This is a genomic window from Paenibacillus xylanilyticus (assembly GCF_047246825.1).
GTDB lineage: Bacteria > Bacillota > Bacilli > Paenibacillales > Paenibacillaceae > Paenibacillus > Paenibacillus xylanilyticus_B.
This window is the reverse complement of the sequence record NZ_JBFOLB010000012.1, coordinates 25,548-49,333: the sequence shown is the minus strand read 5'-3', so window position 1 is coordinate 49,333 and position 23,786 is coordinate 25,548. Positions and strand designations below refer to the sequence as shown.

At 48.4% G+C, this 23,786-nt stretch carries 20 protein-coding genes; all 20 read right to left on the bottom strand.

Features of this window, described 5'->3' with window-relative positions:
• Nucleotides 1–34 precede the first annotated feature (34 nt).
• Nucleotides 35–973 (bottom strand): quinolinate synthase NadA, encoded by a 939-nt coding sequence (gene nadA / locus AB3N00_RS29795; protein WP_175394609.1) that lies wholly within the window; start codon nt 971–973, stop codon nt 35–37.
• A gap of 300 nt (nt 974–1,273) precedes the next feature.
• Nucleotides 1,274–3,319, bottom strand: coding sequence for an ATP-dependent zinc metalloprotease FtsH (gene ftsH / locus AB3N00_RS29790; RefSeq protein WP_175394610.1), 2,046 nt, complete (start codon nt 3,317–3,319; stop codon nt 1,274–1,276).
• A gap of 101 nt (nt 3,320–3,420) precedes the next feature.
• Nucleotides 3,421–3,960 (bottom strand): hypoxanthine phosphoribosyltransferase, encoded by a 540-nt coding sequence (gene hpt / locus AB3N00_RS29785; protein WP_095293369.1) that lies wholly within the window; start codon nt 3,958–3,960, stop codon nt 3,421–3,423.
• A gap of 52 nt (nt 3,961–4,012) precedes the next feature.
• On the bottom strand, nt 4,013–5,452 hold the full coding sequence (gene tilS / locus AB3N00_RS29780; RefSeq protein WP_413037715.1) for a tRNA lysidine(34) synthetase TilS: 1,440 nt from the start codon (nt 5,450–5,452) through the stop codon (nt 4,013–4,015).
• A 44-nt stretch (nt 5,453–5,496) separates the two neighbouring features.
• The gene (locus AB3N00_RS29775) at nt 5,497–6,444 is read right to left on the bottom strand and encodes a serine/threonine protein kinase (protein WP_413037730.1); all 948 of its coding nucleotides are present in this window, start codon (nt 6,442–6,444) and stop codon (nt 5,497–5,499) included.
• A complete protein-coding gene (locus tag AB3N00_RS29770; RefSeq protein WP_413037714.1) occupies nt 6,428–7,180 on the bottom strand; it encodes a VWA domain-containing protein in 753 nt (250 codons plus the stop codon). Before AB3N00_RS29770 ends, AB3N00_RS29775 begins: the two co-directional genes overlap by 17 nt.
• Before the next feature lie 84 nt (nt 7,181–7,264).
• Nucleotides 7,265–9,772: a stage II sporulation protein E gene (gene spoIIE, locus AB3N00_RS29765; RefSeq protein WP_413037713.1), complete on the bottom strand. Its 2,508-nt coding sequence runs from the start codon at nt 9,770–9,772 to the stop codon at nt 7,265–7,267.
• A gap of 528 nt (nt 9,773–10,300) precedes the next feature.
• Nucleotides 10,301–10,828 carry a S1 domain-containing RNA-binding protein gene (locus AB3N00_RS29760; protein ID WP_413037712.1) on the bottom strand — a complete coding sequence of 176 codons (528 nt, stop codon included), beginning with the start codon at nt 10,826–10,828 and terminating at the stop codon, nt 10,301–10,303.
• A 199-nt stretch (nt 10,829–11,027) separates the two neighbouring features.
• Nucleotides 11,028–11,363 carry an FtsB family cell division protein gene (locus tag AB3N00_RS29755; RefSeq protein ID WP_413037711.1) on the bottom strand — a complete coding sequence of 112 codons (336 nt, stop codon included), beginning with the start codon at nt 11,361–11,363 and terminating at the stop codon, nt 11,028–11,030.
• A gap of 12 nt (nt 11,364–11,375) precedes the next feature.
• Nucleotides 11,376–11,945, bottom strand: coding sequence for a spore cortex biosynthesis protein YabQ (gene yabQ / locus AB3N00_RS29750; RefSeq protein WP_413037710.1), 570 nt, complete (start codon nt 11,943–11,945; stop codon nt 11,376–11,378).
• Nucleotides 11,942–12,226, bottom strand: coding sequence for a sporulation protein YabP (yabP, locus tag AB3N00_RS29745; protein WP_175394619.1), 285 nt, complete (start codon nt 12,224–12,226; stop codon nt 11,942–11,944). Before yabP ends, yabQ begins: the two co-directional genes overlap by 4 nt.
• A 175-nt stretch (nt 12,227–12,401) precedes the next feature.
• Nucleotides 12,402–12,680, bottom strand: coding sequence for an RNA-binding S4 domain-containing protein (locus AB3N00_RS29740; RefSeq protein WP_095293361.1), 279 nt, complete (start codon nt 12,678–12,680; stop codon nt 12,402–12,404).
• Nucleotides 12,680–12,952: an HU family DNA-binding protein gene (locus AB3N00_RS29735; protein ID WP_017691362.1), complete on the bottom strand. Its 273-nt coding sequence runs from the start codon at nt 12,950–12,952 to the stop codon at nt 12,680–12,682. Before AB3N00_RS29735 ends, AB3N00_RS29740 begins: the two co-directional genes overlap by 1 nt.
• A gap of 307 nt (nt 12,953–13,259) precedes the next feature.
• Nucleotides 13,260–14,753, bottom strand: a complete 1,494-nt coding sequence (gene mazG / locus AB3N00_RS29730; protein WP_413037709.1) for a nucleoside triphosphate pyrophosphohydrolase — start codon at nt 14,751–14,753, stop codon at nt 13,260–13,262.
• A gap of 152 nt (nt 14,754–14,905) precedes the next feature.
• Nucleotides 14,906–16,558: a putative polysaccharide biosynthesis protein gene (locus AB3N00_RS29725; RefSeq protein WP_413037708.1), complete on the bottom strand. Its 1,653-nt coding sequence runs from the start codon at nt 16,556–16,558 to the stop codon at nt 14,906–14,908.
• 188 nt (nt 16,559–16,746) lie between these two features.
• Entirely contained in the window at nt 16,747–17,289 is a 543-nt protein-coding gene (gene spoVT, locus AB3N00_RS29720) for a stage V sporulation protein T (RefSeq protein WP_175394621.1), read from the bottom strand.
• A 281-nt stretch (nt 17,290–17,570) separates the two neighbouring features.
• Nucleotides 17,571–18,734, bottom strand: coding sequence for a peptidylprolyl isomerase (locus AB3N00_RS29715; RefSeq protein ID WP_413037707.1), 1,164 nt, complete (start codon nt 18,732–18,734; stop codon nt 17,571–17,573).
• Complete coding sequence (mfd, locus tag AB3N00_RS29710) at nt 18,718–22,245, bottom strand: transcription-repair coupling factor (protein WP_413037706.1); 3,528 nt, start codon at nt 22,243–22,245, stop codon at nt 18,718–18,720. Before mfd ends, AB3N00_RS29715 begins: the two co-directional genes overlap by 17 nt.
• Before the next feature lie 276 nt (nt 22,246–22,521).
• The gene (locus AB3N00_RS29705) at nt 22,522–22,752 is read right to left on the bottom strand and encodes an anti-sigma-F factor Fin family protein (RefSeq protein WP_095362254.1); all 231 of its coding nucleotides are present in this window, start codon (nt 22,750–22,752) and stop codon (nt 22,522–22,524) included.
• Nucleotides 22,753–22,853: 101 nt separating this feature from the next.
• Nucleotides 22,854–23,414, bottom strand: coding sequence for an aminoacyl-tRNA hydrolase (gene pth / locus AB3N00_RS29700; protein ID WP_413037705.1), 561 nt, complete (start codon nt 23,412–23,414; stop codon nt 22,854–22,856).
• Between the last annotated feature and the right edge of the window lie 372 nt (nt 23,415–23,786).

Sequence of the window (23,786 nt, the reverse complement as noted above, 5' to 3'; positions counted from 1 at the left end):
CTATTCACCTGTCTCGGAGCAAGAGTAGCGCATGCTACTTCACCAGTAACATGCGCTCTAGCGATTCTCTGGCTTTGTCGGCAACGGCCGGTGGTACGTAGATTTGCGGCTTCATCGTTTCCAGGCATTTAACCAGCTTCTTCAGGTTGTTGACCTTCATATTTGGACACACAAGAAACTTGGTGGCAAAATGGAACTCTTTATCCGGGCTATCGAGACGCAGCTGATATCCCGTGCCATCTTCCGTTCCTACGATAAATTCCTTGGTCGAAGAATTTTTACAATATTCAAGGATGGCTGTCGTGCTGCCTACAAAATCCCCCATCTCTACCACTTCCGGGCGGCATTCCGGATGCACGACAAACTCGGCATTTGGATATTTTGCTCTCATCTCGACGACGTCTTTTACGGTCAGCATATCGTGAGTGTTGCAGTACCCTTCCCAGATGATCATTTTTTTGTCTGTGTGCTGCTGGACATAATGCCCCAGGTTTTTATCCGGCACCCAGATAATCTCATCGGAATCAACAGATTGAATAACTCGGACCGCATTGGCCGATGTACAACAGATGTCGGTCTCAGCCTTGATCTCCGCTGAGGAATTGATGTAAGTCACTACTTTCGCATTTGGATGCTGCGCTTTCAGTTTGCGTAATCCTTCAACATTCACCATGTCTGCCATCGGGCATCCTGCGCGTTCATCCGGAATAATAACTGTTTTGTTCGGGGCAAGAATTTTAGCGCTTTCACCCATAAAATGAACCCCACAGAACACAATGACATCCGCGTCAGTTTGTGCAGCCTTCTGGGCAAGCAGGAATGAATCTCCGCGAAAGTCGGCGACTTCCTGTACTTCGTCACGTTGGTAATAATGAGCAAGAATAATAGCGTTACGTTCCTTCTTCAACTCCATCAGCCGCTCTCGCAGCTCCCGGTTCATCTCAGCCTTGCGCTCTAAAGCCAGAGCTTCCACCTGTGATCCTCTCCTTTAACGGGACAGCGCCATGCGCCGTTTCCTGTGACTATCTGCGTCGTTATTTTCGCTTGAGAAACGAATCACAAGCGGTTTAACAACTAATGTACACAACGTTCACGACTCTGTCAATAAATGAAAAAGATACAGAACAACGCTCTAATCATCCATTTCCTGCGTAGTTCGCGCTCTAGCTCGCAGTTATCATTATCTCTGCAATTTGAATAATTTGTACAAAAAAAGAGAGCCTTTCGGCTCTCCTCTTATCTGTTCCAAGAAACAGATTGTGTAGCATTTAGATTAAGATGTTGGCTTCGTTCCGCCATCATCCGGATCATTGCTGTTGCCTTTATCCAGGTTCGGAGCATCGTTAGGGATATCTCCTGCTGGAGGCTCAGGTGTTTCATCTTTGCCTTGAATACGAACGCGCACATCACCGATGTTGTCGACAATTGGCTCTCCGCCTTCATTTGGCGTACCTTCATTATCGTTATCGCTCTCCGCTTTTGGAGAAAGGGAACCTGTCTCGATCAATTGTTTGATCTGATCCATTTCCAGTGTCTCCACTTCAAGCAACGTTTGAGCGATCAGATGCATTTCTTTTGTATGTTTTACGAGCAAGTCTTTACATTTCTCGTAACATTCATTGATAAAGCGTTGCATTTCCTGATCAATCTCATAGGCAATGGAATCTGAGTAATTCTGTTCATGACCAATATCCCGTCCAAGGAATACCTGTCCTTGTGAACTTCCGAATTGCATAGGTCCCAATTTCTCACTCATACCGTACTCCATAACCATGCTGCGAACAATACCTGTCGCTTGTTGGAAGTCACTGTATGCACCAGTACCAATTTCACCAATGAACAATTCTTCTGCCACGCGACCTCCAAGAAGTCCCGTAACTTTGTCCAGAAGTTCTTGCTTGGTAACCAGCATGCGATCTTCTTTTGGCAACATGATTACATATCCACCCGCACGTCCGCGCGGAATAATGGTCACTTTATGTACCATATCGGCATGTTCCAGGAAGTATCCTACGATGGTATGACCTGCTTCGTGATAAGCAACGATCCGTTTCTCGCGATCGCTGATGACACGGCTTTTCTTCTCCGTACCTACGATGACACGGTCAATTGCCTCGTCAACTTCTTTCATGGAAATGTCTCTGCGGTTACGGCGTGCTGCAAGCAGTGCCGCTTCGTTCAAGAGATTTTCAAGATCCGCACCAGAGAAGCCTGTCGTACGCTTCGCAATAATGTCCAGCTTCACATCTTTGGTGAGTGGTTTATTGCGGGAGTGTACTTTCAGGACAGCTTCACGGCCTTTTACATCAGGGCGGTCAACCGTAATTTGACGGTCAAAACGGCCAGGACGCAGCAAGGCAGGGTCCAGAATGTCTGCACGGTTGGTTGCCGCAACGATGATGATTCCTTCATTGGCTCCAAATCCGTCCATTTCAACGAGCAACTGGTTGAGCGTTTGTTCACGTTCATCGTGACCACCGCCGAGGCCAGCTCCACGCTGACGGCCTACTGCATCAATCTCGTCAATAAAGATGATACATGGGGCATTTTTCTTCGCATTTTCAAACAAGTCACGTACACGGGATGCACCAACACCGACAAACATTTCGACGAAGTCGGAACCCGAGATACTGAAGAAAGGTACACCCGCTTCACCGGCAACGGCACGAGCGAGCAACGTTTTACCAGTACCCGGAGGCCCCACGAGCAATACGCCCTTAGGAATCCGTGCACCTACAGCTGCGAATTTGCGAGGATCCTTGAGGAAGTCAACGACCTCAACCAGTTCCTGCTTCTCTTCATCAGCACCTGCGACGTCTTCAAATGTAACCCGCTTCTTCTCTTCGTTGTAGAGACGGGCACGGCTTTTACCAAAGTTCATTACTTTACCGCCGCCGCCTTGCGCCTGATTGAACAGGAAGAAGAACAGCAGGAACATAATGATCAAAGGAATAAAGGATGTCAGAAGTGTCAGCCAGATGCTGTCACCTCTCATTGGCTCCTGATTTAACTTGAAATTATTAGCTTCACTTGCCGCTACAAGTTCACTAATCGCTTCATCCGTAGGAGGAATGTACGTTGAGAAATTTTCTGATTTGGCTTCGCTAGGCTTCTCTCTATATTGACCGGTCACAAGAAAAGACTGACCGTCGAATTGAACCGTCAATTCCGAGATGTTGTTCGCCTTAACCGCCGTGCGCAACTGATCATATCTAGGATTATCTGTGGCTTCGCCGCCATTGCTGACGAACTGCACTATGCCCACCACGACTAAAAAAAGAATCAAATAAAAACCAGAATTCCGGATGAACCGATTCATCCCCTACCTCCTCTCGAGACACTTTAATTATTTTAACATAGCCCGACATGGCTTCTCAACAGAGGCCACAAGCAGATCAGGGCTTGGAGCTAGCATTTGCATTAACTACTGTATACTTCCGGTTTCAAAATCCCGATGTAAGGGAGGTTCCGGTACTTCTCGGCATAATCCAGACCATAACCAACGATAAACGCGTCAGGAATGTCAAAGCCGGTGTAATGAGCTTCAAGCTCAACCTTGCGGCCTGAAGGCTTGTCAAAAAGCGTAACCACGCGCACCGATTCGGCACCGCGATTTTGGAGCAGTTCAATTAAGTAACTGAGCGTAAGTCCACTATCGATAATATCCTCGACAATGAGGACCTCACGTCCTTCAACCGAAACGTCGAGATCTTTGATGATCTTAACAACGCCTGACGATTTGGTTGATGCTCCATAACTGGATACTGCCATGAAATCCATTTCAACAGGTACCGTTATGTTTTTAACCAAATCAGCCATAAATATAAACGCACCTTTGAGCACACAAATGACCAAAGGATTGCGACCTGCATATTCGGCACTTAGTGTTGCGCCTAATTCCTTGACTTTACTTTGAATTTCTTCTTCACTGATCAATACTTCCTGAATGTCGTTCTGCAACTGTGCGAACCTCCTAAGTTATACTATGAAAGCCTTACCTGAACCATAACCACTACCCCTGAATCGCTGAATTGCCTACAGTCATGTACAGGATGGCGGAAGTATCCTCCTTCACCGGTGCTATACTTGACCGGCGAACACCCGGCAACCAGACAATGTTGCCTGCTCCGTCACAAACCACAGGAATACGTGGACGGACAGAGGGGGGGATTTTTTCATCAATGAAAATATTTTTCACCTTTTTGCTTCCGTTTAATCCCATGACTTTCATGGTATCTCCAGGTAACCGTGAACGCACAACCAGCGGCATGAGCAGCTGATCCGCATCAAATGCGGCCTGATCCGCCGATTCCGGTACAAGATAGTCCTCGGGACTCATAGGAGTGATCCGAAGATATCGGTCAATCTCCCTGAGTGAAAGCTCATAAGTTCCGTTCCATTGCACGAGACGATACTCGAAAGATTGATCCTGTACGTCCGTCCGTAAGCCGAAGGAAACCAGATCATACTCCCGGGTACAAGCGAGTGTCTGTCCTATATCTAGGCTCCAGGTCTTCGCATAAGGCTGGGCCACCTTGCGGCGAATGGTTTCGATACGGGTAAAGTCGACAAAATCACTGTCCAAAGGCAGATAATTCAATATTAGTTTAATCAACCTTCGTTGTAAAGCGACATGTAACTTCAAAAAGGAAGGCACCTCAAAGGTTTGCCTTCCGCCGTTCACCTGCACTAGACACCTGTATGCGTCATATGCACCTTGCTCCATGAAATCGTCTTCATCACCCACAATTTCGGCAAGCCGATTCAAAGACGGCGTGAGCTGTCCATTATACTGCCCCAAAAAAGGAAGCACATCCAAGCGAATGGCGTTACGCCGATATTTACGCAGGGAATTGCTTTCATCCATAAAGTACAGAAATCCCTGAGTATTACAAGCTTCTACAAGGTCTGTCTTGTTTATACGAAGACATGGGCGAATAAGTTCCACATTTTTTTCGTGCCGTTTAAACTTCATTCCCGCCAGTCCCGATAGTCCACTGCCACGCAATAAATGAAGCATGACTGTCTCTGCCTGATCATCCGCATGATGTGCCAGAGCGATGCTTGCCGCACCATACTTGTCAGCCACTTCATGCAGAAATGCATATCGCCTATCGCGTGCTGCTTCCTGCGGTCCCTGACCGGTAAGCTTCATATAAGAAGGAATATCAACCTTAGCGCACTCAAACGGGATATTCAGCTGATCTGCCAGTTTCCCGACCATTTCAGCCTCATAATCAGATTCAATGCGAAACCCATGATGAACATGAGCACAGACCAGTTCCAGTGGAACATGTGTTGTGCTGATCTCATGCATAATATGCAAAAAAGCCACCGAGTCCGGTCCGCCCGATACAGCGACGATAATCCGATCCCCGGGAACCCATAACTGATGCTCTTCCGCTGCCTCCAGCACGTGATTCACCAGCTTGTTCCAGCGTAAAGCCTCCATACCTGTTCCTCATTCCTAGCGTTATGTATATGCACTTATATAGATTAAAATCGTAGTGCATAGATGAGTACCCCGATAAGTAATATAACCGATACAGCAAATGCATTTTTCAGCCAGCGTGGTGTCGAGCTTGATGATCGCCGGCGAAGAGGTGCAGGCCGGGCCATCATGTCTTTCCAAACTTTAGCTGCATGTCCGGCATCGCGGAACTGTCCCCGAAGCGCCTGAATCGTCCAGTTTCGAAACGGCCGCATCCGTTCGCTGCGCTCCACCAGAGCCGTGAGCTGGTTAACACTCCGCAATTGAGGCAATCCTTCGGCAGCCAGCGCCTTGAGCGCATCCCCCTCCAGTACATGAATCAATAACAATGCGAAAGCAAAGACATCGTAGGTACCATCTGCTGTCCGACTTCCACCATTCCAGAAGCCCCTGTCATACCATTCCGTAAACTGTTTCACACTTCGGCCGATTGATGTTACACCACCATAATCAATGAGCTCCACCTGACCAAAATCAGACACCAGAACGTTCTGAGGTTTAAGATCACCAAATACCCATCCCGCCTGATGCAATTGTGCCAGCTTCTGCAGAAGTCTAAGCCCCACCAAAAGTGTCCAGTCTGTCCCTTGACGCCGAATGAAGTGATGCAGAGCCTCACCTCGAACATAACGCATCACATAAAAGGGAATGTCCCGTCCCTGAATGGCATAGTCGTCCACATCCTTAAGATAGGAAGGAATACCACTCTGTTTAAGGGCCTCATGATTACGCTGCAGCTGAAACGATTTGAGCACATTCACCTCCGATTGCAGATCAACCGGATCAAATCCCATCTTCAGTGCATAGTGCTTGCCATTCTCACCCCGCTGGACAAGAAAAACGATGCCGTTGGCGCCTTTGCCCAGCAGCTTGCGAATCGTATAACGGCTGCGATTCCATTTCCCCGTGATTACTGTTCCTGGCGGGAAAGAGGCATCAGACAACGTTGTCACCGAGCATCCCTTCTCTTTCAATGCGATAGTTCCCTTCTATTTCCTGCTGTCCCTCCAGTGTACCATAACGGTAAAAATCAATCACCTTTTGAATCGCAGGTCCTGTCGGTGTTGCACCCTTCATCTGCAGACGTCCAAACAGGGAACGAACACTGCCCAGATCAGATGTCCAGTTGATATCCATCACCGCTTCCTCTCCACTATGACGACCCGGGAAATGAAATACCGAGAGCCGGCTTTGCCCTACACGTGCCTGCAAACTCAGCATCAAATCCCGGATTCCTTCTTCCACAGCGGCGAGCTTTGGCTTCATGCTTGCACTTACATCAATTAAAAGGATGACCTGTAGAGGGGTGGTTTCAGCCAAATGATCCATCACTTCCACCACCTGTGCACGCTGAGCAGGTTCAAGGTCGGTTACGGTTTTGGAAGTCTTATCTCCCAGAATTTGTGTTAGCTCTCTATTAACCGCCTGCTGAATGGTCTGAACCACTGTTTTTCTCGTCATCATCTGCATTGTATGGGCAAGCTGCCTTGTACCAACAATCTGGCTGATTCCACCTCCGGCTTTGGCAATATCCTCAATCTCCCGACTGCCCAGCTCGCCAATGGTTCCGTAATCAATAACCCCAACCACATTGACGGTGATCCCCTCTTCACGGGCTTCCGCTGCCGCCAGCACTGGACTTGTACCTACATTAGAACAACCGTCGGTGATCAACAAGATCTGTTTCATCCGAATCCCTCCGTTTTTCGTTACTCTCCAACTCTATGACTAGCATTGCCAGAATGAAGAGACTTCAAACAGAGAAAGATGCAATTAACTCACGGTACGTGGGCGCTCCATCCGGTTAATGCCAGGTACACGCAGAGTGGCCCATTCCGGGCGGTAATGTTCAACTTTTCCTACAACGACGGTCATGTCATCCATAATCTCATGCTGTTGATATCGAATCACACTTTCGAGCAGGCAGTCTGCCACCTCCTGTGGGTCATCACTATCAATCTCCTGAATGAGACGTTTCATCCATAATTCCTTGTTGACGGCATACCCCGGTGCATCATAGATGCCATCTGTCATCATGATCAGTATATCGCCTGGCTGAAGCTGTACGGTGACCAGGTCCACTTCGATATCTTTGATAATGCCAATCGGCAAGTTACTGGCTGATACCTGAATGACCTCCTGTCCGCGTTTAATAAAGCTCGGTGTCGAGCCGATTTTCATAAATGTGGTCTCTGCTGTATATTCATCGATCAGAGCCATGTCAACAGTAGCATACATCTCTTCGGGAGAGCGCAGCATAAGCACGGAATTTACGGATTTGATCGCCAGCTTCTCGTCCATGCCGGATTGAAGCAGCTGTTCCAGTATATTTAACGCCGCACTGCTCTCCATGCGTGCCCGTTCTCCATTGCCCATACCATCACTGAGGGCCACCGCAAATGTACCATTTCCCAATTCAACTGTACTGAAGCTGTCTCCGGACAGCAAATCTCCCCCTTTGGCAGCTGCAGCTACTCCAGTAGTCACTTCATAGGTTTTGGCTGAGCCGAATGTAACGGTAGCCAGGCCCTGGCGTGGGTCTGTCATCGTTTCATGCAAGACGGCAATATGCTCGTCCAGGACATCCGAGATCAGCGGTGCTATCATCTTCCGGCATTCGTCAAATCCCCGTGTGTAGGCATGAACAATCTCAATTTCCACGTTACCTGCCTCCAAATTAATGATTTCGATTGAATGAATGGACAGGCCCAGCGATTCCAGTGCATCCCGAATCTGTTCCTCCTGCTGTACCATTTCCTCGCTTTCCCGTTGAATTTCTTTGGCCAGGTCCTCCATCACCTGAGATACTCCAGACAATTGCTCGGCAACCAGCTGCCGGCTGTCCACGATCTGACGCTTCCATTGCATATTATGCTGGTACAGCCCATACTGGGCACGCATAACCTCGAGCACCTCCTCCGGTTTGGCACATACCCTGTTCCACTCTACCGGGATCTGTTTCCCAGACATCTCCGGATTGGCTTCAATGGAACTCATGACATCCGTCATATATTTATAGGTTTGAATAAACTTCGCATCCCAACACTGAGTTCTCTTGAAGCACCCTGCGCATGTTCCCTCGGCCACCGCATTCATAAAGTGTTCCATCCCGCCTTCGTTCTGTACCGGTTCCCCCGTGCCGGACATCTGATCGAAGCTGCGTGAGAGCTGGCGGAACACCTGCGAGAAACGGGTCACCCGTTCTGCCGTGATATCCCGAATCCGCTTCGCATATTCATGCTGCGATTTGGTATGATCCTGTGTACCCGGCACATATTTGGATATGGCCGTCATCAAGCTTTTTGGTGTGATCATGAACAGAACGATGGCAGCACATGTCTCCCACAACGAATTCATCACGTCGCCTGGACCGCCCAGATAGATGGACAGAATGGAGGAACCCAGCAGCATGCCCAGTGCAACCCCCGCACGTTTGCCTTCCTTCAACATACCCGCCAGCATCCCGGCAAAAGCAAGCAAACTCATCTGGTATACGGCCGACATATCGGCCAGACTTAGGATAAGGCCCGTAATGACCCCAACCGATGCACCAAGGGGGGCTCCGCCCACCAGCGCGAAGATCAGTATCAAATAACGAGAGAGCATATGCTCCACGGAAAGGGACTGAATGGTCCAGCCTACAGCTCCTGTCATGACCGAGGCCAGCAATATGATTAGACAGAGGATCTCCTCGCTCTTTAGGTTGAATTTTTTTTTGCGATACGTAAAAATCGGTATGGCTTGTATAAAAACCAGGGTAAGTACGAAGCTGAGCACAGAGTCCATCGTGAGCATTAACATGGCGTACCAGCTGAAAGACGGCCCAATCACAACGGCGAATAACTTGACCATAAAAGTTGTCGTAAACACCATCGTTGGTGCATAAGATAATTCAGCACGATCATAAGACTCCAGCCCGCGGAAGAGCAGATAGAAGATGGCCATCTCGGATGCTACAATCAGAGGAACTGGAAACGGGGCAAACAAACTTCCCGCCAACAAAGCAGCACCAACGGGGATAATGTAATCCCTGCGCATGAAGGCAATAACCGCAAAGTAGGCAATCGCAAAGGGCGATAATTCATTCAATATCATGGCTTTCCCCAATAAGAATCCCATGAATGTGAGGAGCAGCACCCATTTGCGTGCAGCAACGACCTGGACAGCCTTGCGGGAGCTAATCCACTGTTTGAGACGTACAGACAGCTCCTCCCGAGCTTCGGTACCCCCTTTGCCAGCTTTCATTCCCGGAAATTGAATGACATTCCACTTTTCCATCATCCCAAGGCACCCCATTCGATTAATTGTTTTTCGTGTTTCATTCTCGATGGTTCTGATTATAGATAGATTAGAAGACGTAGTTTGTCACAATAGGTGGACAGGATTGAAAAAGTTTACGACAAAAGAAACAGGCCCGGCGCGGAGGAGCGAATCCCCCGGCCTTATTGTCATTCCATCCTTTACGTCATGACTCACTGGCGATAGGGTTGTCTGATTTTGAACCGGATTTGTTCTGGCAGTGTCATGAATTGAACGGGATACCTGCGGAATGGCATGGAAATGTGTCGGTAAAAAATGGTAGACGACAAATGTTCTTATATCCTTTGAATCTTGCGCGAAAAAAACGCAATGTGGGGCGTTACTTTACAAAAAAGGCTACAAATCCGCCCCGATGCTCAGAGCCGACGGTAATCCCCAAAAAGTTTAAATAGGAAGTCGAGTGGAGGAATAAACGATAAAACGCAAAAAAGCCGTCGGCCCTGAATGGGCTAACGGCTTTTCTTATATTTTAAATCAGGTTGAGACAGATTACACGCGCTTGGCTCCACGGCCTCCGCGTTTGCCCTCTGTGTTCTTCTTGAGCGAAGAGATGCGTTCTTCGCTATCTTTCAGGAAGCGTGACATTTTATCCTCAAATGAAGGTTTGCCTGCTGCGGGCTTGAAAGAACGGCCTCCACGGTCACGGTTAAATCCACCGCCGCCGCCACCACGGCCTTGGCCGCCACTTGGGCCTCCACCGCTGAATCGTTCGCGATCTCCTCCACTGCGTTCCGGTCTTGGAGCTCTTGGGGGTCTGGATTGTGTTTGTTGCTCAACCGGTTTGTCAACAGCTTGCTTAATGGAAAGTCCGATTTTGCCATCCTTGTCAACATTGATGACCTTCACTGTAACGACGTCATTAAGTTTCAGGTGGTCGTTGACATCTTTGACATAATTGTCGGCGATTTCCGAGATGTGAACGAGACCCGTGACACCTCCTGACAGATCCACAAATGCTCCAAAATGCGTGATGCCTGTCACCTTGCCCTCTAACTTGGTGCCCACTTCAATTGCCATAGAATAAAATGATCCTCCCTTAAAAATATACAACCCGATTTTTGAAATGCCAAAATCAATGCTGTGCTAAATGTAATTATACCTTATGCCGTAAACCAAGGTCAACAGAGCTCTACCCCGTAAGGGAGCCTATTTTTAACAGTATAACGGCTTCAGATATATGGATAATAACCCTTGCTCTGTCATGAGCACAATTCCATCAGTTCCCTGACTCTTCAACCTGGATTGGCGTCTCTTCAGGCAGATAATACCCTTTTTTTCGCGCCAGCTGTCCTATGTATTCAGGGTCCTTCAACCGGCTGACTTCATACTTCAACTGATCCAGCTTTTTCTGCGTCTCTTCCTTAGAAGCCTGCTGTGCGGCCAAGTGCGAACTCTTGTCCGAAATCTGTGCATTCTGCACCAGGAACGTATATCCTGCCCAAATGACAAACACAACCATGAATGTCATCCAGAGAATAAGGCGTCTTCGTGCGCCAGCAGATTTCCCTTGGCCTGTTGGGGCTGCAGATCTCCCCACAGGTGTTTTACCCATTATCGGACCTCCTTAAAACCAGCGTTTCCATATCGCTGCAATACTTGAACCCGCACGGATCATCCAACGGGGCGTTACCCAATGTTTCAGGAGCGGCCTAAACATCCAGCGGAACAACTTGCCGAAAGGTACCAAACATTGCAATACCAGCTTGCCCAGGAATAGGAGGATCGCGAGTACAAAACCCAATAACACGCGTACTAGCTTGTATAATCCCTTAACTGGCATAACGAACAGGATGTTAAGGATATGCCCACACCAATGGATCAGTGTTCTTGCGAGTTTAATTAACATTACCACAAAACGCTGGGTTGTAACACTTAAAAGCCAAAAATAGAAGCAAACCCCTATAATTAGCCCCAAAAAGACATAAAACCGCAGCTGTCCGTGGTTTCCGGCGTACAGCATCCGGAAAACGAACAGCGCGGAAGCAACCCAATACAACAGGTCGAGTGTATGCATGCTCCATCTCGGGAACCGCAGCTGACCGGACAGCACCCGGTAACTGTCGTAGGCCATTCCCATCACGATTCCCGATAACAGCATCCACGTTAATGTGATCCACTGCGTGTCCGGACTCATCGGAACATCTTGCCGAACAGGCCTTTTCCGTTCTTGTTCTGGGAACCGGGGTCCAGATATTGAAGCGAACTGACTGTGCCTTCAATGGACAGCAAACCTTCCTCCAGGCTCAAGTTTTTGATATGTAAATTGTGCCCCCGGATGGTCAGATGCCCAAGTTCAGTCTGCAGCAAAAATTCCTCACTGTCGAAGCTCTCCACATTCGAGACGCCTGTCAGATCCAGCAGTTTGCGATTTTGCATGCTCAAATGATGCTGTTTCGGTTTACCGTGCTCAACCATGGCATGTACCCCTCCTTCTTACACCTAGCTTATGGAACGGAAGGCAGGAATAGAACCATCGATGATGAACGGAATGATCCGACTTGTCCAGACACAAAAGCGCCCTTCCTGTATAGGGAAAGGCGCTTCTATAACACTTGCTTTCATTTGAAAAAGGAGCATATCGGGCAGAACATTACCAGTTCAGCCCGTTATCCTTGGCGATCGGCTCTTCCTTAACCAAGGTATAGAGGCTGCTCGCCTCATCCTTCTTGGTACTCTCGGCAAGACGTTCTACCTTTACAGTGACCAACTTCTGACCGAACTGAACCGTCAGCTCATCGCCCACTTTGACAGCAGCGCTTGGCTTCGCTTCACGTCCGTTAATCAGAACACGTCCCTGTTCAGAGACGTCTTTGGCCACAGTACGGCGTTTAATCAGCCGGGAGACCTTCAGGAATTTATCAAGACGCATTATTTTACGGCTTCTTTAAGTTTGTTGCCTGCTTTGAATGCAGGAACAGTGGACTCAGGAATTACGATTTCATTCCCTGTTTGTGGGTTACGGCCGGTACGACCGGAACGTTTGCGGGTCTCAAAAGTGCCAAAGCCGATCAGTTGTACTTTGTCTCCGCTTGCGAGTGCATCTGTAATTTCTCCCAAAAAGCCGTTCAATACGGATTCAACATCTTTTTTAGTCAAACCGCTTTTGGTGGAAATGTTGTTAATCAGATCTGTTTTGTTCATTTTTAAAAGCCTCCCAAATTGAAAAAAAAGTATCTGCGAATCCTGGCAATCCGTTAATTGCCGCGGTTTCGCACAAGGTTTACTACACATGTATTCTGGCTTGGATTCTGAATTCCTGCCTTGATCCTCGACTTTTTTTGACTTATTACAAACCATTGCCTATGAATAGTCCAAGTCCATTACCCCAAACGGTATCTGATTACTCAGGAATATCCAGCCCAATACATGAACACATGTTCGTATATCATAACACAACAGATGAAATCATGGAACACGCTTATTGGAATAAGCTGCATGTAAGAAGTGCTTATAACCCTGCCTTCTTCGCTGCTTGCCAAAATTGCTCCATCTCTTCGACATTACTATCTGCAGGTGTCCGTCCCAGTTCACGAAGCCGTTCTTCAATATATCGGAAGCGTCCTGTAAACTTGCGGTTAGTGGCTGCAAGCGCCTCTTCCGGGTCTGTATCAATGAACCGAGCCACATTGGCAGTGGCAAACAGCAAGTCGCCTAATTCCAGCTTCTGCTCTTCAGCTGATTGGTTGTTCTGCACTGCTTCTTTCAACTCAGCCAGCTCTTCTTCAATCTTGGCAAATACACCCTCGACATCATCCCAATCGAAACCGACCTTGGCTGCTTTCTTCTGCAACTTGTACCCTTTCATCAAGGCAGGCAGATCGCGGGGAATCCCATCAAGCACAGAAATGGCCTGTTGATCCAACCCTTTGCGCTTCTTCTCCTCTGCCTTCATCTGTTCCCAGTTCTGCAGTGCTTCATTCGCATTCTCCGCCTGATGTTCACCAAATACATGGGGATGGCGGAAAATGAGCTTGTCATGGAGTCCTTCGATGACATCGTACACATTAAATGTGCCCACTTCCTCTTCCATCTGGGAATGCAGCAGAATCTGCAGCAATAAGTCCCCAAGCTCCTCCTTCATGTGATCTGGATCGTCCTCATCAATGGTTTCGATGACCTCGTAGGTCTCTTCAATCAGGTTTTTGCGAATGGACTGATGGGTCTGCTCCTGATCCCATGGGCATCCGCCCGGGCTGCGAAGAATGTTTACAATCTCATGCAACCGTGCAAAGGAGCGGCGGCGCAGTGCATCATCCATATTTTTGGGTACATAGATCAGTGACAAGTTTCCGTATCCTTCAATCCGGTCCAGATCATGAAGTGGTACCTTGTGAATGACCTCCTGGTCCTTCACACCGAGGGCATGTCCAACAAATACCGGGTAGTCGTCCGGATATACATCCATCAGGCACAGCTTCACGTCAGACGCTGTAAACACGTCGTAAACCTGTCCGATCAGCGTATGTAATTGAGGCTGCACCAGTTCCGTACTCAGGCTGCTGGCATCCAGAAGCTGAAAGCCTTCAATGGGGTCAAATCCAAGACGAATGAAAGCTTCGTCCAGAAAACTCTCCCCTCCCATGACACGAAGTGAAATACCCATCTGTGGGCAGCGCTCTTTCAGCAGGCGTACACTTGCTTCTGCCACCATTGGATGACCTGGCACAGCGTATACAATCTCAGTGCCTGGCTCTCCCTGGCGAGCGGCTTCAATTAAACGATTTGCGATTTCATCATACACTTCCGGGAACGATGCCTTCGCCTCGTAGATGGCATCAAATGATGTCATCTCCAACCCTTCCTGCTTCAGATCATTCAATACGGGATGATCCAGTGTGCGGACATACAATGTGGCCGCCTGTTTCATTTTTTTGATAATACCTACTGTCAGCTGGTCTGCATCTCCTGAACCGAGACCAACGACTGTCAAAGCTGCGCTCATCTTCCAACCTCCATCCGAACCATCCTGTCCGCGCACCTCCCTTTTCCCCATGGAAATAAGGAGCTTGTTCAGAACAGCGCTCTATAATTACACGTATTATACCAGAATCAGGTGATTTCCTATAATCCTGCATTCAAAAGCGGGCAATCCTGCTAGCGCAAGACACGCAGTCTGCGCAGCAATTTGGCCAGGCGCGGTCCAAGCTTGGGGATCGCTGCCAGGTCTGTGGCGGTCAGCAGTCCCGTGCGGACTGACGCCAGCAAGAACACGGCTGCACCTGCCGCAATGCCAAGCAGGCTTATGCCCACCGCGGCCAGCCTGCGATCGGCCGCGATGCCCATGCCGCCGAGCACCGCTCCGGCGGCCCAGGCCATGCCTGCCGCCGCCACGCTCATGGCGGCGATCACCAGCGCCGGCTTCGCCAGGACGGCGCCACGAGCAGGGCGCAGGGCGGCACGCCGCGCCAGCAGCGCCACATTCAGGCCAGCCGCCAGCATATAGGCGACTGCGCCTGCCAGAGCCGCGCCGCTGATGCCCAGCGCTGGCACAAGCAAGACGTTCAGCAGCGCCTTGACGCCTGCGGCGGCCAGCATGCTGAACGCGGGTGCGCGTACGGCGCCGAGGCCCTGCAGCAGCGCCGCCGCGATGATGCTGACGGTGCTGCCCGCTGCCGTCAGCGCCATATACCGCAAGGCTTCGGTGCCTGCGGCATCACCGTACAGCATGCGGTTGATCGGTTCTGCCAGCACCGCCAGACCAGCGGAGGCTGCCAGGCCGATTAGCCAGAACCAGCGCAGCGCAGTGCCTGCTTGCTGCCTAACGGCTTCCGGCCCGCCCTTCAGCCGTGCTTCGGCCATCGCCGGAATGAATAGCACGGATAGTGACGTAGCGAGCATCGTCACCAGCTGCACAAGCGGCAATCCCCGATTGTAAATTCCGAACGACACCATGGATTCGACTTCATCCAGCCCTTCACTCCTTAGGAGCCGGGGCACCGTGAAGGTATCCACCAGGTTCATCAGGGGCACAGCAAGCGAACCCAGGCAGACTGGAATGGCATAGAGCAATAGAGTCCTGATCCATTGACCATTGGTCCGAACCTGCTCACGCTCATTCGAGATCGCTCCTCCCGTCCTTAAATCGGTTTTTTTGCTCTTTCGCCCATGACCATATAGATATGCCAACATGGTTACCAAACCGACAATCCCTCCGGCAACGGAGCCAAGCATGGCTCCCGCAGCAATCGTCTCCAGTGATGCATCATGCCTCATAAGCCATAACAGCAGCATAATCATCACCGTAACACGGATCGTCTGCTCCACGACTTGAGATACAGCGGTAGGCACCATCTGCTGTAATCCCTGGAAATATCCACGGAGGCCCGTCATCAATGGGACAAATAGCAGCGCGAGCGAAGCAGCCCGGAGGGAAGGAATGACATGTCCATTACCGATAAGATGACCTATAAAGGGTGCACCCATGTACATCAATAATGCCAAAATTAGTCCGATACTTCCGAGAAGGATAGAAGACAGACGGATAATCCGTTTGCCCTCTTCCGGCCTTCCCAGCGCATTTTCCTCCGCAACAAACTTGGATACTGCAACAGGCAGTCCTGCGGCAGCAACCGTAATGATAAGCATATAAAACGGATATACCGTGTTATAAATGCCAAAAACACCGTCTCCCCCTAGATTCTGTAACGGAATCTTCTGAAAAGCACCGATGACTTTGGAAATAATGGCGGCAAGCCCGAGTATAAATGCACCCTGTAACAATCTAGAGCCAGTAGACGGCTGTTTCATAAGTTCCTCCTGCGTTTGTCCAAGCATTGTATCCTGTAAGCATACCTTGCTATTATACCTGCCTGAAGCCCCACAGACTAACCTTCTGCAGAGAATACCTTTATCCGTTTCACTTCTTGCTCGGAAACATGTCTCCAAACGCAAAAAACTCCTGTCTGCCAGAAAGGCACCAGGAGTTGGTTTGCTGTTTATTGTTCCATCTGTTTGCCAAGGAAGCCGGCAGCTGTCTCAGACATTTTAACTTCCATCTGGGACATTTTCACCGATTCATCCTTGTTGAACAGAATAACGGTTCCAATGGGATCTCCACCCGAAATGATGGGTGCAATGACAAAAGAGGATAACGTTTCGTCATGATCCTTACTTAGCTCGTAGGAGCCACTGCCTGTCTCGACAATGGTTTTCCGGTTTTCCATGCAGCTCTCCACCAGCTGACCTACCTGCTTGTCCAAATATTCCTTCTTGGAGCCGCCTGCTACCGTGATAATGGTATCACGGTCGGAGATCATGGTTACATGACCTGTACTCTCATACAGCGATTCAGCATATTCTTTGGCGAAATCGCCCAGTTCGCCGATTGGCGAATATTTTTTTAGAATGACTTCTCCGTCGCGATCCACAAAGATTTCAAGTGGATCTCCTTCACGGATCCTTAACGTACGACGAATTTCTTTTGGAATGACCACACGGCCGAGGTCATCAATACGGCGGACAATACCAGTAGCTTTCATTTCACATGTTGCCCCACTTTCTCGAGAAGATTTTTCAACTACTGTTCCATAATGGGTAGAGGAAAGTCCCAGAACGTTTAGTGTGATATCTTGACCATAGTATTCATCTGTTCCCATTTCCTTATACATGCATTGAAGAATATAGTTGTGTTCATTCCGAAGAAAGTGACCATGTACCCAATACACTGCAGTATACACAAAAAGAAGCAAGGGGCAGGCCATAAGTCCTCCCCTTGCTTCTCTATGCTTGTCCAAAAGGTACGTGTACCTCGGCTTGATTCTTACTTGCTGCTTGTATCTGCACTATCACCTGTTGTTGCATCCGCATCTGTTCCAGTTGTACCTTGGTCAGTCTTCTTGTCAGTGCTAGTGGATTCATCGGTTTTGGTTTCCGTAGATTGGTCACCTTCGGTGCCAGTGCCCGATGTACCATCCGTACCTTCAGTTGTACCTTCTTCAGCTTGTTCTGTTTTTGGCAGGTTTACTTCTTTGACGACCTTGTCCAGTTCATTCGTCATGAACGTATCGATCTCTGCAGCTGCCAATTGACTTTTGAGTGTTTCTTTTTGCTCATCCGTCAATTTGCCGTAATCCGCTTCCGTACGGGATTCCACTTTCATCACGTGATATCCGTATTCGGTCTCAACCGGATCACTGATTTTGTTGAGAGGCAATGTTTTTGCAGCTTCCTTGAACGCGTCTACCCAGTTGGATACAGGGGTATTTTCGTACAATCCGCCTTTTTCCGCAGAACCTGGATCTTCGGAGTATTCTTTTGCGATTTTTGCAAAGTCCTCACCCGCATCCAGTTTGGTCTTAACTTCTTTTGCAATTTTCAATGCATCTTCTTTTTTACGTTCTTTTTGTGTATCCGGATCGGTGAAATTAATCAGCACGTGACGAACCGAAGCCGTCGTGAACTGATCCTTATTCGTTTCAAATTCCTTTTTGATGGCATCTTCCGTAACGCCAGTCTCTTTGTCCTTAATTACAGTCATGATGCGAGTCATGTAATCCTTGATGTTTTGATCTGTCAGGTTTTGGGCTTTCAACATTTCAGTCCATTGATCAGCTTGAACAGAAGCTTTCATTTTGTCGAATTGTTCAGTTGCTGTTTTGGCACCTTCTGTTTTGGCTTCTTCACTCGCCTTGCCACTCAAATATTCATAAGCAACTTCCTGGCGTACCAGGTAGTCCTTGAAATCATCCATCTCCATCATTTGTGCATATTCCGGATAGAGGAATTTCATGACCCGTTGCTCCATGTCGAATTCATTGGCTGTAATTGTACCACCATCGTAAGTAGCCACAACAGCACTTGTATCATTCGTTTCAGGTGTAGCTGCTTCTTCCTTCTTGCCACATGCAGCAAGCAATGATAGGGATAATACTGCGACCATACTCACGGAGAGTACTTTCCCTACTTTTTTATACTTTGGTAACATCCTTTAGTTCCCCCTTTGATTTAAAAGCACTCTTCATGGACTCCAGAAATTTCTCTACCAGTTCCATCAGTTGCTTGTCCCCAAGCCCTTTGCCTTTGACATGTATAAGCATATGGGGTCCTTGTTCAAATTGTACACGTCTTTCGAACTGATTTCCAATGTGCGCAATTTTCGAGAGCTCAAATGCATGTTCACGGCCTTCATAGAACTTCACGGTAAGATCATCACCACGCTGAGTAATGGACTCAATTCCGTAGATTTTACCGTAAACTTTCAACCTTGCAACGGCCATAAGATTAATAACGGCTTCCGGAAGATCTCCGAATCGGTCAACCAGTTCGTCTTCCAGTTCCATGGCATCGTCGAAAGAGGCAATAACCGCCACTTTTTTGTAAATTTCAATCTTCTGTATACTGTCATAGATATAATCCGACGGCAAGTAGGCATCGATACTGAGATCGAGCGTGGTGTTCCATTGATCGGACGGTACCGGCTCTTCACCAAGCATCGTGACTTTGCGTTTGTTAATTTCCTCAGCCAGCATCTGAGAGTACAGGTCGAATCCAACCGAAGCAATGAAGCCGTGCTGCTCTGCACCCAGCAGGTTTCCTGCACCACGGATCGACAGATCGCGCATCGCAATTTTGAAACCCGAACCCAGCTCGGTAAATTCCTTGATCGATTGCAGTCGTTTCTCTGCGACTTCGGTCAGCACCTTGTCCCGTTGGTAGGTAAAGTAAGCATAAGCAATCCGATTGGACCGGCCTACGCGCCCACGGAGCTGGTACAGCTGGGAAAGACCCATTTTGTCCGCATCATGGACAATCAGGGTATTAACGTTCGGAATATCAACCCCCGTCTCGATGATACTTGTGCTGACAAGCACGTCATATTCACCATCCAGGAAGTCCAGAATGGTTTTCTCCAGCTCAGTCTCAGACATCTGACCATGTCCTACGCCCACTTTGGCTCCCGGAACCAATTCAGAGATTTCAGCCGCCATCTCCTGAATTCCTTGGACACGGTTGTACAAATAATAAACCTGACCCCCACGAGCCAGTTCCCGCTCAATCGCTTCCCGTACAAGGGCCTGACTGTGTTCCACAACATAGGTCTGCACCGGGAAACGGTTCTCTGGAGGTGTTTCGATAACCGACAGATCACGGACACCCAGCATGGACATGTGGAGTGTACGCGGAATTGGTGTAGCTGTCAGCGTGAGCACGTCCACGTTTGTTTTCAGCTTCTTCAGTTTTTCCTTATGTGTTACTCCGAAGCGCTGCTCTTCATCAACGATGAGCAGTCCAAGATCCTTGAATACCAGATCTTGCGACAACAACCGGTGTGTACCGATGACGATGTCAACCGTACCACTTTTAATGCCTTTGGCCGTCTCATTCTGTTCCTTTCGGGAACGGAAACGGCTAAGGACATGAATATTGAATGGATAACCCGAGAAACGCTCGCGGAATGTTTCATAATGCTGCTGTGCCAAAATTGTGGTAGGAACAAGTACAGCAACCTGTTTGCCCTCAATTGCTGCTTTGAACGCAGCACGAATGGCAACCTCGGTTTTCCCGTAACCTACATCTCCACATAGCAGACGGTCCATGGGACGATTTTGTTCCATGTCCTTTTTAATTTCCTCGATCGCACGAACCTGATCACGGGTCTCATCATAAGGGAACATCGCCTCGAATTCCTGCTGCTCGGCAGAGTCCTTCTCGAAGCCAAAACCTTTGGAAGTCTGACGTTCAGCATAGAGCTTGATCAGATCGTCGGCGATATCCTGTACGGATGTACGAACTTTATTTTTGACCCGTGTCCATTCATTACCGCCCAACTTGTAGATCTTGGGCTCTTTCTCTTCTGATCCAACATATTTCTGAATCAGATCGATCTGCTCGATCGGTACCGACAGTTTATCCCCACCAGCGTAGAGAATATGCATATAGTCCTTATGAATACCGCCAACCTCGAGCGTACCGATGCCCAGATATTTACCAATCCCGTGATTTTGATGGACGACATAATCGCCCACCTTCAGCTCACTATAAGATTTGATCCGTTCAGCATTATCGACATTACGGCTTGGTTTGCGTGCTTTGCGCTGCTTCTGGGAGAACATCTCACCTTCGGTTACAACTGCCAGATGTATGGACGGCATCTCGAATCCAGTCTGCAAGTTACCGATGAGCATTTCCGGTTCCGGTATATCGTAATCCATAAGTACGCGCCGCATGCGTTCGAGTCTTTCTTCCCCGCTTGCCAGCATGAGTACATGCACTCCGGCCTTCTGCCAGCGTTCCATCTCTGCCTTAAGCACATTCATCTGACCGTGGAAATCCTGCATGCCACGACTGATAAAATTCAGAATGTTCTGAGGCTGTGTATGCGGAACCTGACGCAAAAAGATCGACATAAACAGCGTCTGGAATGGACGCTCATACAGCAGCTCGTCCCCGTCTGCCGATAAATGAAGATCAGGAAGAGTTTTCCCATTTTGCATCAAATGCAAGTTCCACTCCGACTCATCCCTGTCGAGCTGCTTGGACGTTTCAGCCAGTCGTGCAGGCTCGTCAAGAACAAGCAGCGTGTCCTCTGGCATGTAGTCGTAGATTGTCTTATGTTCCGGATATAGAGGTGATATATATTTGTACATTTCAGAGAAATAAACATGCTCCCTCAGCAGCTCAATCTCCCGGTGAATTTCTTCACGAAGACGCAGCTTGGGTTGTCGGTCAGTCATTTTCTCGAGCTGCTGATCCAGCAGGACAACAGCGGCATCTGCCGCCTTCTCCATGCGTTCACGGTCAGCAATTAACTCCTTGCATGGCAGCACTGTAACTTCTTCAATTCGTTCAATTGAACGCTGATCCGCCGGATCAAATGTTCGTATGGAATCAATCTCATCGTCAAACAGTTCCACCCGATAGGCAATGGATGAAGTCACGGGATAAAAGTCGATAATTCCGCCGCGCACGCTCATCTCGCCGCGAGATTCAACCCGTTCCACACGTTCATATCCAAGCTTCACCATCTCCAGAAGGAACGAATCCAAATCGAGTGTGCTGCCTTGTTTAATTGTAATTTGAGCACTCGCCATCACTTCCGGAAGAGGGACATAACGCCGCACGCCGGAAAATGGAATAACAACAACGCCCCTAAAGCCCTGGGCGCAGCGGACCAACACATCAATACGCTGACCCAATGTTTCCGGACTGGAAACAGCGGCTTCAGCGGCAACAAGTTCATTGGCAGGATAGAGCAGTACCTGATCCGGTGAAAGCGCTTCCTGTAAATCTTCTGCAATTTTTTGTGCGGAAAACATATTGTGTGTAACGACGAGCAGTGGTCGGTTCATCTCTTGATGCAGAGCAGCCAACATGATCTGGCGGGCCGATCCGGATAATCCTGAAACCAGCTGCTCCTTCATACCGGACGTAATACCGGCAGTAATGGATCCAAAATCGGGATCTTTGGAAAAAGCCTGTATAAGTGCTTGTAACAAAAGGGGCACCTCTCTTATAACTTACTTGATTATCTCACGCATAAGCGCAGCATCATCATTCCAAATTGGATACAAATTCCTTTTTGTCCTGTTTCATCATAAAGGATTACTCGCTGCATTGCCACATCAGGTTGATACGATTACCCTGAATTTTACGAGGATTGTTTTTATCCCAAACTGAAAAGAAGCCTCAGCAGGCTGCCAAGGCTATAAAGGTGGAGCGGTATTCCGCAGCCCCCATCATCTGTCATCATTCTTTGCTGCGATCCGTGCTTATTATTGAAGCGGGCTCGCAAGCAGGCTGAGCTCTGGATTGAGTTCAAGCGCTTCCTTACAATAATCACATGTAATCCGGACGGTAATGTCACCACCGGAATTATACGCTATTATATCCCTCCGCTCGTCGGGGGTCAAGAAATGAAAGCCCAACTGGGCTTCTGATATTCGGGCAGAATCAATTCTTCCAATAAAGGTACGGCAATGCCTGCATACATAATTCACTGACATATTTATGCCTCCTGAACACAGTTTATACGTCCAGTATGCCCATTTTGACTGAATTGAACCCGGTTTTGATCATTTTTCCCAGTGCCTTCTCCTTGCAAGTCCTACCCGTTGAACTTGGCCATCGTTTGCTCAAACGTATGATTCAGGCTATGCTCCAGAGCATCACATGTCTGTTCAATGGTATGTTCAAGTGCTTCCTTTTCTTTCTTCATAAAAGTCGACAGTACATAATCAACGATGGCATGTCCTGGTTCTGGACGGGATATACCCATACGTACCCGGTTAAACTGCTGTGTACCCGTATGCTGAATAATGGATTTGATTCCATTATGGCCGCCAGCACTGCCCTGATACCGCAATCTGACTTTACCAATTTCCGTATCCATGTCGTCATAAACGACAATCAGGTCTTCCAGACTAACTTTGTAAAAATCCATATATGCCCGTACCGACTCACCGGACAGGTTCATGAATGTCATTGGTTTGATCAATATGGTTTTGACACCGCCAATGTTTCCTTCTCCAATCAACGCTTTGCATTTGCTCTGGGAAATGGAAATACCATGCCGATTGGCCAGTTGGTCAAGTGCCATAAAACCAATATTATGTCGTGTTTTGGCATAGTTTGAGCCCGGATTTCCCAGACCTACAATCCACTTCATCTCAATCCCTCCTTCGGATCACCCTGAGGTGAGGCATAGACTTCGAATGTTATATTTCATATAATATCAAGAAAGTGAACTTCCTATTTACTGTAATTTTCACGAATTATTATTTCATTAACCCAGGAAGGTGAGCGGGTTTTGCGCGAAGATAACGGACAACTGACTCAACATAGCGATTTTATCTATCATCTCGAATACCACGTACCTGTACAGGTATATGACCGCGACACCCATATTGAAATCGGACTAATTACACGTTTCGATAATCAATTTGTCGAAATTGCCGACACTCTTTTTCATCGGCGGCGCTTTCGTTTCATTTCAAGGCCGGGATACTAACATAACATTGATCCGGCATCTCATGCTTAC